Origin of the sequence: Micromonospora sp. WMMB482 (assembly GCF_019038635.1) — a bacterium.
Lineage (GTDB): Bacteria > Actinomycetota > Actinomycetes > Mycobacteriales > Micromonosporaceae > Micromonospora > Micromonospora marina.
Genome location: NZ_JAHOPD010000020.1, coordinates 5209333 through 5220914, shown reverse-complemented (window position 1 = coordinate 5220914; position 11582 = coordinate 5209333). Strand labels below are relative to the sequence as shown.

The window sequence follows — 11582 nt, the reverse complement described above, 5'->3', positions numbered from 1 at the left end:
GCGATCGACGAATGTGATCATTGATCCCCCCCAGGACTTCACATTGGAAGCAGAATATGGCTCGATCCGTGCGTCGGAAGAGCAGCGATGAGGCTTGAGCCGAAGAGGGGACGGCACCTTGGAACCTCGGACGGAGGAAATCGTCCGATCATCCCTCTAGCGCGTAGACGATTTACAGCGTACGTGGCCGCGGGCAAACTATTTTACGGTGAAAATACTTCCAGGCCGTGGAATCTTCGCCGCAGACGGCCTCGGTGCCGCAGCTCAACCCGGATCGCGGGGAGCCTGCTCAGACATCGTACGGCGGTCGCGGGATGGGGTCCACCATCGCGTCGAAGCCCTTCGGGAGCTGCGCGACGAGGTCGTGGAACTCCCCCACCGTCACCGTGTCGCGCAGCGTGGCGAGCACCGCCACGGCGCCCACCTCGGCGACAGCCGGATCCACCGCCGCGCGCTCGGCCACCCGGTACAGGAAGTCGACAGCGCCACCGGTGGTGGCGGTGCCGCCGGGCTCCAGATAGCCGCCCACGTCGTCCGGCAACTGCGCGGCCAGGTCCGTCGCCTCGTCCGCGGTGATCCGGTCGGCGAGGGTCTGCAACACCGCGCGGGACACGGTCGCGGCCTCGTCCGCGGGCAACTCGGCCCGCCGCGCCACCGCCTCGACGAACAGGGGGAACCGCATCCCACCCCTCCCCTCGCCGCCGGCGGGCACCACGCCCACAGCGGTCGGCCCCGGCGGGTACCCGCCCCCACCCCGGCCAAACGCCCCGGCCACAACGAGCGGCGGCCACACCACGAACCGGGGGTAGCATCCGCCCATGGCCCCCGTCACCACCCACCCCGGTGCCTGCCCGCTGGACTGCCCGGACACCTGCGTCTGGCAGCTCACGGTGGAGGACGGCCGGGCGGTCGCGCTGCGCGGCGACCGCGACCACCCGTTCACCAGGGGCGCGCTCTGCGGCAAGGTGAACCGCTACCTGGACGCGGTCAACGGGCCGGACCGGCTCACCACGCCCTGGATCCGCACCGGCCCGAAGGGTACCGGCCGGGTCGCGTACCGGCCGGCGAGCTGGGACGAAGCCCTCGACCGGGTGGCCGCCGGGCTGCGCGCGAGCATCGAACGGGACGGCTCGGAGTCGGTGCTGCCCTACTACTTCGCCGGCACGATGGGCCTGGTCCAGGGCTGGACCATGGGCCCCCGGCTCTTCGCCCACCTGGGCGCGTCCCGGCTGGACACCACCATCTGCACGGCGGCGGCACGGGCGGCGCTGCGCTCACTCTACGGCGCCTCGGTCGGCTTCGAACCGGAGTCGATCGTCGAGGCGAACCTGATCGTCCTCTGGGGCGCCAACCCGCTCGTCACCAACCTGCACCTGTGGCCGTTCGTGCAGCAGGCCCGCGAGCGCGGCGCGTACGTGGTGACGATCGACCCGCTGCGTACCGACACGGCGGCCCGCAGCGACGAGCACGTCGCGCCGCTGCCAGGCACCGACGCGGCGCTCGCGCTCGGGCTGATGCGGCACGTCCGCGACGCCGGGGCGGCCGACGAGGCGTGGCTGGCCGCGCACACCACCGGCTGGCCGGAGCTGGCCGCCCGGCTCGACGACTGGCCGGTGGAGCGCGCCGCCGCCGAGTGCGGCCTGCCCGCCGAGACGATCCGCCGGCTCGGCGAGCGGATCGCCACCACTCGCCCCACGGCGGTACGGGTCGGGCTGGGCCTGCAACGGCACCACGGCGCCGGGCAGGCGATCCGGGCGATCTGCGCGCTGCCGCTGGTCACCGGCGACTTCCGGTATCCCGGCGGCGGGGCGCTGGTGACCACCAGCGGCCACCACCCGGTCGACAACGGCCCGGTGATCCGCCCGGCCGGTATGCCCGCACCGCCGGCCCGGTCGCTGAACATGAGCCGGCTGGCCGCCGTGCTCACCGGGGAGGCCGACCCGCCGGTCACCTCGCTCGTGGTGTTCGACGCGAACCCGGCGGCGACCGCGCCGGACCAGGCCCGGCTGCTGACCGGGCTCGGCCGCGCCGACCTGTTCACAGTGGTGCTGGAGCAGCGCTGGACCGACACCTGCGACTACGCCGACGTGGTGCTCCCGGCGACCATGCAACCCGAGCACCTGGACCTCCAGACGTCCTACGGGCACCACTACACGACGCTGAACCTGCCGGTGACCAGCGCGCCGGGCGAGGCGCTGCCGAACACCGAGATCTTCCGGCGGATCGCCGCCGCGCTCGGGATCGACCACCCGGCGTTCCGGGACAGCGACGAGGACCTGGCCCGGCAGTTGCTGGCCGGCGCCCCGATCACGTACGAGGAGCTGCGCGAGCGCACGTACGCCCGGCTCACCGGCGTGCCGGTGGGTTCCGCGCCGTACGCCGAGGGCGGTTTTCCCACCCCGGACGGGCGGGCCCGGCTGCACGACCCGGCGCTGGCCGCGCTCGGGGTGGACCCGCTACCCGGGTACACGCCACCGGCCGAGGCGGCCGACGCGGAGCTGGCCCGCCGGTTCCCGCTGACGCTGCTCACCCCGGCCAACCGCTACCTGATGAACTCCACGTTCGCGTCGCTGCCCTGGCACACCCGCCGCGCCGGGCCGCCCCGGGTGCACCTGCACCCGGCCGACGCGACGGCGCGCGGGCTCGCCGACGGCGACGCGGTGCGTGTGCACAACGACCGGGGCGCGTTCCTCGCCGCGGTCGCCGTGGACGAGGCGGCCCGGCCGGGTTGCGCGTTCACGTACAAGGCGTACTGGGCGCGGCGCAGCCCCGGCCGGTCCACCGTCAACGCGGTCACCGGCGTCCGCGACACCGACCTGGGCGAGGCGCCCACGTTTCACGACTGCCGGGTGGAGGTCGAGCCGGTCCCGGCCGGACTGCTCACCGCCGAGCCGCCCGCCGACGAGGTCGCCGAACCCGTCCCGGCCGGGTGATCCGGGACCTCCGGCCCCCGGTCCTGGTCTTTGCGCCCCTGCTCCTCCCCCGTCGCCGCCGCCTAGCGTCGGAGGCGGACACAGGGAGGTTCGCCATGCGTACGTGGCAGGTGCAGGACGTGATGACCGGAAACGTGGCGTCGGTACGGGAGGGCACGGCGTACCGGGAGATCGTCGACGTGCTGACCGGGCGGCACGTCACGGCGGCGCCGGTGGTGGACGAGACCGGCCGGGTGCTGGGCGTGGTGTCCGAGGCGGACCTGATGTACAAGGTGGAGTTCCTGGGGCAGCCCCGGGAGCGGCGGATCCTGCCCGACCGGCATCGCCGCGAGGCGCGGGCGAAGGCCGGCGCGACGCTCGCCGCCGACCTGATGACCGCTCCCCCGGTCACCGTCACGCCGGATGCGACGCTCGTGGAGGCGGCCCGGCTGATGGACGCGCGCGGCGTGAAGCGGCTGCCGGTGGTCGACGACCTCGGCCGGCTGGTCGGCATCGTGACCCGCGGCGACCTGCTCAAAGTGCACCTGCGCCCGGACGGCGGCATCCGGCGGGACGTCGTCGAGGAGGTGCTGTGGCGCAGCCTCGGCGTCCGCGACGGCGTGGTGGACGTGACAGTCGACCGGGGCGTGGTGACGCTCACCGGCCAGGTGGAGCGCCGGTCCACCGCGCAGCTCGCAGTGCGGCTGGCCCGGCAGGTCAGCGGCGTGGTCGAGGTGGTCGACGCGCTCGGCTACGCGATCGACGACGCGCCGATGGCGGCGCTGCGCATCGGCGGCGGCACTCCGGCGGGCATCGCCTGAGCCCGGATCGGCGGGCGTGGCCCCGGCTCGGGCCGGGGCCACCGCTGTCATTCCGCCCCGAGCGCGTCGAGCACCAGCGCGGCGGTCCAGCTGAACGCCGGTGAGCCGAGACCGGCGCCGGTGTCCGGGTGGAAGTACTCGTGGCAGCCCGCCCGGTCGGCCAGGTCGAGCAGCGACTCGCGCAACCCGGCGGCCAGGTCGGCGCGGCGGTGGGTACGCAGACCCTGCCAGAGCAGCCAGCCGGTGTTGGCCCAGCTCGGGCCGCGCCAGTAGCGCAGTGGCTCGAAGTCCGGGGCGGTGCGGTCGTACGTGGGCAGCGGCCGGTCCATCCGGGCGGCCAGCCCGAAGCGCGGCGAGCACGCCTCGGCCAGCAGCGCGGTCACCTGCGCCGCGGGCAGCTCGGGCAGCGCCAGCGGCATCAGCCCGAGCACGGTCCGGGCCGGTACGAGCCGGTCCGCGCGCACGTCGCGGGGGCGGAACGTGCCGGTGACCGGATCCCAGAGGCGGGTGACGAGCGCCTCGGTGATCCGGGCGCCCCGGTCGCGGTGCGGTCCCGGGTCGGCGCCGATGACCGTGGCGATGCGCGCGAGCGCGTACTCGGAGACGCCGAGGGCGGCGTTGACCAGCGGGCACTCCACCAGGAACGGGTGCCGCCCGAGCAGTCCCTCGTCCCGGTAGCGGCCGGCCCGGTAGCTCTCCACCAGCGCGACGTAGCGCGCGTAGTCCAGGTCGGTGGGGCGCTGCGCCGCGTCGGCGTGCGCGGTGTCGTGCCGGCGGTACGCGCGCATCACCGCCTCGTCGGCCGGCACCGCGGCCAGCGGCGCGTCCCAGGCGGGGCTGTTGTCCAGCCCGGACTCCCACGGGTGCACGATCGACGCCAGCCCGCCGCCGCCGGCGTCACGCCGGCCGGTCAGATAGCGTTGCTGCGCGACGAGCCCCGGGTAGAGCCGCCGCAGCGCGGCCACCGACGCCTCGCCGGGCGCGCGGCGGTGCACCAGCCAGGCGGCCGGGGCGTGCACCGGCGGCTGGACGATCCCGGAGGTGGCCCGCGCCGGCGCGCCGTCGGCGCGTGCCGAGTCCCAGAACTGCGACCCGGGGAAGTACGGCCCGGCGCGGGAGGCCGGGTTGAACACGATGTGCGGCACCCGCCCGTCGACCCACTGCGCGCCGAACAGCGTGCGCAGTTCCCGCCAGGCCCGGTCCGGACGGACGTGGGCGAGGCCGATCGCGATGAACGCGGAGTCCCAGCTCCACTGGTGCGGGTAGAGCGTGCGGGAGGGAACCGTGTGGTCGTGTTCCCAGTTGGCGTCCAGGGTGGCCAGCGCGAGGCGGCGCAGCCGGGCGTGCCGGTCGGCGTCGGCGCGTACCCCTGCGGTCAGCGTCATGCGGCGGCCCGCCGGGGACGGGCCTGGGCCAGCGCGGTGGCGGCCTGGCGCAGCGCGGCGACCGGCTCGCCGCGCAGCCGGCACTCCAGCGCCAGCCAGCCGGAGTAGCCGATCGCGTCGAGCGTGGCCAGCAGCGCGCCCCAGTCGAGGTGCCCGGCGCCGGGCTGGTGCCGGTTGGAGTCGCTGACCTGGACGTGTCCGAGGTACGGCGCGGCGGCGCGCAGTGCGGCGTGCGGGTCGTCCTCCTCGATGTTCATGTGGTACGTGTCGGCGGCCACCCGCAGCGCCGGTGACCCGACCGCGCGGCACAGCTCGACCGCCTGGCCGAGCCGGTTGACCATGTGGTCCTCGTACCGGTTGAGCGGTTCCAGGAACACGGTGACTCCCTCGGCGCGGGCGTGCCCGGCCAGCTCGCCCAGGGCGTCGACGAGCACCCGCCGGTCGTCGCCGGCCGAGCGTGGCGGGTCGAACGGGGGCAGCCGGTAGGAGAACATGCCCCACGCGGCCGGGGTCATCGCGCCGACGCCGCCCAGCTCGGCGATCACCGAGAGCTGGGAGCGCAGGTTGCGCACCGCGTCGCGGGAGCGGTCCGGGTCGAAGTCGCCGATGAAGTGGTCCATCTCGACGCAGACGGTCGGCATGACCACTCCGGCGGCGCGGGCGCGGCGCAGCTCCGGCAGCCGCCGGGCCAGGGCGAGGTCACCCCGCCCGCGCAGCTCGATGCCCTGGTAACCGAGGGAGACGGCGAGGGCGTACTTCTGGGTCAGGTCGGCGCCGGGAAGCAGCTGTTCCTGGCAGGCGAGCGGAATGTCCATCAGAACCTCAGCACCACTTGGAGGACGTCACCGTCACCGCGGTCGAGCAACGCCAGGGCGTCGGCCACCGCGCCCGCGTCGACGACGTGGCTCACCAGCGGCAGCGGATCGACGCTGCCCTCGGCCACCAGGTCCATGAAGGTGTGGGCGATCCGCGTCCCGGACCACCGGCCGGCCGTGCCGGGTGCCGGGTCCGGCCCGGAGACCTGGGCGGCCACGAGCTGGATCCGGTTGTGGTGGAACTCCTCGCCGAGTTCCAGCCCGTGGGCGTACCCCTGGTAGAAGCCGGCCGCGACGACGCGCCCGGCGTGTGCGGTGGCCCGGATCGCCTCGTGCAGCGCCGGGTACGACCCGGACAGCTCCAGGCAGACGTCGGCGCCCCGGCCGTCGGTGGCGGCCCGCAGCGCGGCGGCGGGCGAGCCGGTGCCGGCGTCGACCACCCGGCGGGCGCCGAGCCGCGTGGCATGCGCGAGTCGGCCCGGCATCCGGTCGACGGCGACCACGCGGGCGCCGGACAACGCGGCCAGGCGGGTGCCGAGCAGCCCGATCACGCCCTGCCCGAAGACGCCCACCCAGTCGCCCAGGTGCAGGTCACCGGCGAGCACGGCGGTCAGCGCGATGGCGCCGGGCCGGGCGAACACGGCGGCGAGCGGGTCGAGGCCCGGTGGCAGCGGATGCGCCGCGGTCGCGGGGAGCACGGCTTCGGCGCGGTGCCCCCAGATGCCCCAGACGAGCTGGCCGGGCCGCCGCCCGGCCACGTCGGGGGCGACCTCGACGATCTCGCCGACCTCCTCGTATCCGAAACCCACCACCGGGTACGCGGGCACGGCCTGGCGGGGCACGAACATGCGGCTGCCGGCGTCCCAGTCCTTGCGCAGTCGCGGGTTGCTGCCCCGGTAGAGCGTCAGCTCGGTGCCGGCGGAGATGCCCGAGTAGCGGGTGCGGACGCGGACCTGGCCCGGACCGAGCCGGTCCGTGGGGCAGGGCTCCAGGCGCACGTGCCGGGGCCCGGCCAGAGAGACAACCCAGTTGCTCATGGCGTCGCTCCGAAGAAAGTGCCGACCCCGATTCTAACCCAAAAAATGGGCATATCTGATTAGATTGATGAATCGATGGGTATTAGCGGCAGGTCGTGCTCTTTCGAGAGGAGTGCCACCGATGTCATCACCCTCCACGCGGCGGCTCGCCATCAGCCTGATCCTGGCACTGACCGGGACCGGCGTGGCCGCATGCAGCGACGACGGGCAGAAATCCGACAGTTCGCAGATCACCGTCTGGAGCCTGGAAGACGTGGCGGACCGCGTCGCCGCCACCAAGGCGATCATCGCGGACTACACCGCCAAGACCGGCGTCAAGGTCAACCTCGTCACCGTCAACGAGGACCAGTTCCCGTCCCTGATCGCCTCCAGCGCCGCCGCCGGCGACCTGCCCGACGTGGTCGGCTCGGTCTCGCTGGCCGGGGTGCGCACGCTGTCCGCCAACGAACTCCTCGACGCCGACGCCAACGGCGCTGTCGTCGACCGGCTCGGCCGGGACACGTTCACGCCCCGCGCGCTGGAACTGACGAGCGACGGCGGCACGCAGCTCGGCGTACCGAGCGACGGATGGGGCCAGCTGCTGGTCTACCGCAAGGATCTGTTCGACGCCGCCGGCCTGCCGGCGCCCGACACGTACGAGAAGATCGCCGCCGCGGCGGCGAAGCTGGACACCGGCGGCGTCGCCGGCATCACCGCGGCCACCTCCCCCGGTGACGTGTTCACCCAGCAGACGTTCGAGCACCTGGCGCTGGCGAACAACTGCCGGCTCACCGACGACTCCGGCACTGTCACGCTCGACTCCCCCGAGTGCGTCGAGGCGTTCCGCTTCTACGGCGACCTGATGCGCGACAACTCGGTCAAGGGCGCCCAGGACGTCGACACCACCCGGGCCACCTACTTCGCCGGCAAGGCGGCCATGCTGATCTGGTCGCCGTTCATCCTCGACGAGCTGGCCGGGCTGCGCGCCGACGCCCGCCCGACCTGCCCGCAGTGCCAGTCCGACCCGGCCTGGCTCGCGCGCAACAGCGGGTTCGTCACCGCGATCAAGGGTCCGAACGGCACCGAACCGGCCCAGTACGGCGAGGTCAGCTCCTGGGCGGTGCTCGACGGCGCGGCCGACCCGGCGAAGTCGTTCGTGGAGTACATGCTCTCCGACGGCTACCCGCGCTGGTTCGGCATGTCCCCCGAGGGGCGCTTCCCGGTGCGCACCGGCACCCCGGAGGACAGGCAGAAGTTCCGGACCGCCTGGAACACCAGCCCGGCCGGCGTGGACACCAAGAAGCCACTGTCGGAGGTCTACGGCGAGGACGTGCTCGCCACCCTGCGGAAGAGTCCGGACACGTTCCAGCGCTGGGGCCTGACCGAGAACCAGGGCAAGCTCGTCGGCGCGATCCTCGGTGAGCTGCCCGTACCCAAGGCGCTCGCCGACGTCGTCGGCGGCAAGTCCGACGCCCGCGCCGCCGCCGAACGTGCCCGCAGGGACGTCGAGGCGATAGCCAAGGGCGTCAATTGACCACCACCGCGCCGGAGGCCGGTCGCTCCCCCGCACCGGAGCGACCCCGCCGACCCGGCCGGCGCCCGCTGACGCTGCGCCGCCGCGAGTCCCGCGCCGGGCTCGCGCTGGTCACCCCGACCCTGCTCGTCGTGGTCGCGGTGATCGGCATACCCATCGTCTGGACGGTGGTGCTGGCCTTCCAGCGGGTACGCCTGGCGACACTGCGCAAGACCGGCCTGTTCGGGGAGCTGACCCTGGACAACATCGACCGGGTGCTGCACACCCCGGGGTTCGCCGACACGCTCTGGACCACAGTGGTCTACAGCGTCGGCGGCACCGCCGGCTCGATAGTGGTCGGCCTGGCGGCGGCGCTCGCCGTACGCGGGCCGTTCCGGGGCCGCACCCTGGTCCGCGCGTCGATGCTGCTGCCGTACGTGGCGCCGGTGGTCGCCATGACGTTCGTCTGGCAGGTGATGCTCGACCCGCAGCTCGGCATCGTCAACGACTGGGGACGGCGCTTCCTCGGGTGGGACCAGCCGGTGCCGTTCCTGTCCCAGGAGTCCACCGCGCTGTGGACGGTGATCGCGTTCGAGGCGTGGCGCTACTTCCCGTTCGCGTTCCTGTTCCTGCTGGCCCGGCTTCAGGCGGTGCCGGGCGAGCTGGAGGAGGCCGCCCGGGTCGACGGGGCGACACCCACCCAGCGGTTCCGGCACATCCTGCTGCCGCAGCTCATGCCGGTGATCGCGCTGATCGGCGTACTGCGGTTCATCATGACGTTCAACAAGTTCGACGACGTCTACCTGCTCACCGGCGGCGCGGCCGGCACCGAGGTGGTGAGTGTCCGGGTCTACCAGTTCCTCACCGCCCGCACCGACATCGGCGCGGCCGCCGCCCAGGCGGTCGTGCTCGCCGTGGTGCTGCTCGTGTTCGTGGCGATCTACCTGCGCTTCTTCGGCGCGCGACGGGAGGCGTGATGGACCGGGACCGGATCGAGACGGTCAGCCTGCGCTGGCTGCGGCGGCTGGTGATCGCCGGGTTCCTGGTGGTCACGCTGCTGCCGTTCTGGTACATGCTGGTGCTGTCGGTACGCCCGATCGAACGCCTGCTGCTGGAACCCGGCTCGCTCTGGGTGCCGTTCGGCGAGCTGACCGTCGCCACGTACGCCGAGGTGCTCAAGTCCGTCTCCGACGGCGGCCAGGGCTTCCTCACGTTCATCCGCAACAGCGGACTGGTGGCGCTGGCCGCCACCGCGCTCACCCTGGTGATCGCCATTCCCGGCGCGTACGCGGTGTCCCGCCTGCGATTCTTCGGCCGCCGGCAGGTCAGCGCGCTGTTCCTGGCGGTCTACCTGTTCCCGTCCATCGTCATCGCGATCCCGCTGTTCGTGGTCTTCACCCGGGCCGGGCTGCGCGGGTCGCTGACCGGGCTGGTGCTCGTCTACATCTCGCAGACGCTGCCGGTGTCGGTCTACATGCTGAAGAACTACTTCGAGACCATCCCGGTCAGCCTGGAGGAGTCCGCGGCGATCGACGGCGCCGGCCGGCTCGGCATCATCCGCCGGGTCAGCCTGCCCCTCGCGGCCCCGTCGGTGATGGCGGTCGCGCTGTACGACTTCATGATCGCCTGGAACGAGTACCTGTTCGCGCTGCTGTTCCTGGTCGACCGGCCGGACCGGTGGACCGTGTCGCTGGGCCTGTCGCTGCTCGCCGACGGCGTCGAGGTGCCCAAGACCGTGCTGATGGCCGGCTCGGTCATCCTCACGCTGCCGATCGTGGTGCTGTTCTTCGCCGGGGAACGCCTGCTCACCGAGGGACTCACGAGCGGGGCCGAGAAGGGCTGAGCGTCCGTGCCAGGATGATCGGGTGCGAGCATCACGGGAGCGCCGGGCCGGCGCGCGGGCGGCCCGGCTGCTCACCGAGGCGTTCGCCCCGACCGTCCTGGTCACGGCGCTGCCGTTGATCGCCGCCGCCCGGGTCAGCCGCTCGGCGGGCCAGTTCCTCCTCTGGGGCGGCATCGCGCTGACGTTCTGCGCCGTCATCCCGATCGGTGTGCTCGCGTACGGCGTCCGCCGGGGGCGCCTCACCGACCGGCACGTCGGCGACCGCACCCAGCGTGCCCGGCCGCTGTCGATCGGGCTGGCCTCGGTGGCGGCCGGGTTGCTGCTGCTGGCGGCGGTCCGCGCGCCGGCCGAATTGTTCGCCGTGATCGTGGTGATCTTCGTGATCGGCGCGGCCTGCACGCTGGTGAACCACTGGTGGAAGCTGAGCATCCACGCCGCGGTCGCCGCCGCCACCGTCGCCGTGCTGGTGCCGCTGGCCGGCCCGGGGGCGTACCCCGGCTGGGCGCTCGTCGCGGCCGTCGGCTGGTCCCGGGTACGCCTGGGCGACCACACCTGGCCGCAGGTGCTGGCCGGCGTCGCGCTGGGCGGGCCGCTCGCCGCGGGCACGTTCCTGACGCTCACCTGACCCGGTCTCGCAAGATCAGTTACGGTGGGCTCATGGCCAAGCCGACCCGCTGGGTGACCGACACGAAGCCCGGCCACTCGCAGTGGTACGTGGACCGGTTCCGTCAGCTCGCCGCCGAGGGCGCGGACCTGGCCGGTGAGGCGCGGCTGCTCGACGCGCTCGTACCGCCTGGCGCACGCGTCCTGGACGCCGGCTGCGGCACCGGCCGGGTCGCCGCCGCGCTCTCCGCCCGCGGGCACGACGTCGTGGGCGTGGACGCCGACCCGACGCTGGTCGAGGCGGCCCGGGCCGACCACCGGGGCCCCCGCTTCCTGGTCGCCGACCTGGCCGAGCTGGACCTGGCCGAGCAGGGCGAGGCGGAGCCGTTCGACGCCGCGGTGCTGGCCGGCAACGTGATGGTGTTCGTCGCCCCCGGCACCGAACGGGACGTGCTGGGCCACGTCGCCGCGCACGTACGCCCGGACGGGCTGGTGGTGGTCGGCTTCGCCACCGACCGCGGCTACCCGGTGGCCGACCTGGACGCCGACGCGATCGCCGCCGGGCTGCGCCCCGAACACCGCTTCGCCACCTGGGACCTGCGGCCCTGGCGGGACGACGCCGACTTCGCGGTGACGGTGCTGCGCCGCCCCGCCGGCTGACCCGCCGCTCTCCT

The 11582-nt window shown here is 73.7% G+C and carries 11 protein-coding genes; 7 read left to right on the top strand and 4 right to left on the bottom strand.

Annotated elements, in window-relative coordinates; all coding sequences use genetic code 11:
* Positions 1–289 precede the first annotated feature (289 nt).
* On the bottom strand, positions 290–682 hold the full coding sequence (locus KSK32_RS25605; RefSeq protein WP_135239820.1) for a DUF2267 domain-containing protein: 393 nt from the start codon (positions 680–682) through the stop codon (positions 290–292).
* Between the two features lie 136 nt (positions 683–818).
* Between KSK32_RS25605 and KSK32_RS25600 the strand changes: the two genes are divergently transcribed.
* The gene (locus KSK32_RS25600; protein ID WP_216933505.1) at positions 819–2933 is read left to right on the top strand and encodes a molybdopterin-dependent oxidoreductase; all 2115 of its coding nucleotides are present in this window, start codon (positions 819–821) and stop codon (positions 2931–2933) included.
* A 95-nt stretch (positions 2934–3028) separates the two neighbouring features.
* The gene (locus KSK32_RS25595; protein ID WP_216933504.1) at positions 3029–3733 is read left to right on the top strand and encodes a CBS domain-containing protein; all 705 of its coding nucleotides are present in this window, start codon (positions 3029–3031) and stop codon (positions 3731–3733) included.
* A 47-nt stretch (positions 3734–3780) separates the two neighbouring features.
* Here KSK32_RS25595 and KSK32_RS25590 read toward each other — a convergent pair whose 3' ends face one another.
* The 3 genes from KSK32_RS25590 to KSK32_RS25580 are packed head-to-tail and all read right to left on the bottom strand — an operon-like array spanning position 3781 to position 6970.
* Complete coding sequence (locus tag KSK32_RS25590) at positions 3781–5118, bottom strand: hypothetical protein (RefSeq protein ID WP_216933503.1); 1338 nt, start codon at positions 5116–5118, stop codon at positions 3781–3783.
* Entirely contained in the window at positions 5115–5933 is an 819-nt protein-coding gene (locus KSK32_RS25585) for a sugar phosphate isomerase/epimerase family protein (protein WP_216933502.1), read from the bottom strand. The genes KSK32_RS25590 and KSK32_RS25585 overlap by 4 nt, the downstream gene beginning before the upstream one ends.
* The gene (locus tag KSK32_RS25580) at positions 5933–6970 is read right to left on the bottom strand and encodes a zinc-binding alcohol dehydrogenase (RefSeq protein ID WP_216933501.1); all 1038 of its coding nucleotides are present in this window, start codon (positions 6968–6970) and stop codon (positions 5933–5935) included. The genes KSK32_RS25585 and KSK32_RS25580 overlap by 1 nt, the downstream gene beginning before the upstream one ends.
* A 121-nt stretch (positions 6971–7091) precedes the next feature.
* On the opposite strand from KSK32_RS25580, the gene KSK32_RS25575 reads away from it, so the two are divergent.
* Genes KSK32_RS25575 through KSK32_RS25555 form a run of 5 tightly spaced genes read left to right on the top strand, consistent with a single transcriptional unit; the run spans position 7092 to position 11568 of the window.
* Positions 7092–8483 (top strand): ABC transporter substrate-binding protein, encoded by a 1392-nt coding sequence (locus KSK32_RS25575; protein WP_216933500.1) that lies wholly within the window; start codon positions 7092–7094, stop codon positions 8481–8483.
* Positions 8480–9439 carry a carbohydrate ABC transporter permease gene (locus KSK32_RS25570; protein ID WP_216933499.1) on the top strand — a complete coding sequence of 320 codons (960 nt, stop codon included), beginning with the start codon at positions 8480–8482 and terminating at the stop codon, positions 9437–9439. Before KSK32_RS25575 ends, KSK32_RS25570 begins: the two co-directional genes overlap by 4 nt.
* The gene (locus KSK32_RS25565) at positions 9439–10305 is read left to right on the top strand and encodes a carbohydrate ABC transporter permease (protein ID WP_013285935.1); all 867 of its coding nucleotides are present in this window, start codon (positions 9439–9441) and stop codon (positions 10303–10305) included. Before KSK32_RS25570 ends, KSK32_RS25565 begins: the two co-directional genes overlap by 1 nt.
* 22 nt (positions 10306–10327) lie before the next feature.
* The gene (locus tag KSK32_RS25560) at positions 10328–10930 is read left to right on the top strand and encodes a phosphatase PAP2 family protein (RefSeq protein ID WP_216933498.1); all 603 of its coding nucleotides are present in this window, start codon (positions 10328–10330) and stop codon (positions 10928–10930) included.
* A 32-nt stretch (positions 10931–10962) separates the two neighbouring features.
* Complete coding sequence (locus KSK32_RS25555) at positions 10963–11568, top strand: bifunctional 2-polyprenyl-6-hydroxyphenol methylase/3-demethylubiquinol 3-O-methyltransferase UbiG (RefSeq protein WP_216933497.1); 606 nt, start codon at positions 10963–10965, stop codon at positions 11566–11568.
* Positions 11569–11582 lie beyond the last annotated feature (14 nt).

What these genes read in the sequence shown, in the direction of transcription:
- KSK32_RS25585 (WP_216933502.1), bottom strand. Translation starts at nt 5,933, where the DNA reads ATGGACATTCCGCTCGCCTGCCAGGAACAGCTGCTTCCCGGCGCCGAC.
- KSK32_RS25580 (WP_216933501.1), bottom strand. Translation starts at nt 6,970, where the DNA reads ATGAGCAACTGGGTTGTCTCTCTGGCCGGGCCCCGGCACGTGCGCCTG.
- KSK32_RS25575 (WP_216933500.1), top strand. Translation starts at nt 7,092, where the DNA reads ATGTCATCACCCTCCACGCGGCGGCTCGCCATCAGCCTGATCCTGGCA.
- KSK32_RS25555 (WP_216933497.1), top strand. Translation starts at nt 10,963, where the DNA reads ATGGCCAAGCCGACCCGCTGGGTGACCGACACGAAGCCCGGCCACTCG.
- KSK32_RS25600 (WP_216933505.1), top strand. Translation starts at nt 819, where the DNA reads ATGGCCCCCGTCACCACCCACCCCGGTGCCTGCCCGCTGGACTGCCCG.
- KSK32_RS25565 (WP_013285935.1), top strand. Translation starts at nt 9,439, where the DNA reads ATGGACCGGGACCGGATCGAGACGGTCAGCCTGCGCTGGCTGCGGCGG.
- KSK32_RS25595 (WP_216933504.1), top strand. Translation starts at nt 3,029, where the DNA reads ATGCGTACGTGGCAGGTGCAGGACGTGATGACCGGAAACGTGGCGTCG.
- KSK32_RS25605 (WP_135239820.1), bottom strand. Translation starts at nt 682, where the DNA reads ATGCGGTTCCCCCTGTTCGTCGAGGCGGTGGCGCGGCGGGCCGAGTTG.
- KSK32_RS25590 (WP_216933503.1), bottom strand. Translation starts at nt 5,118, where the DNA reads ATGACGCTGACCGCAGGGGTACGCGCCGACGCCGACCGGCACGCCCGG.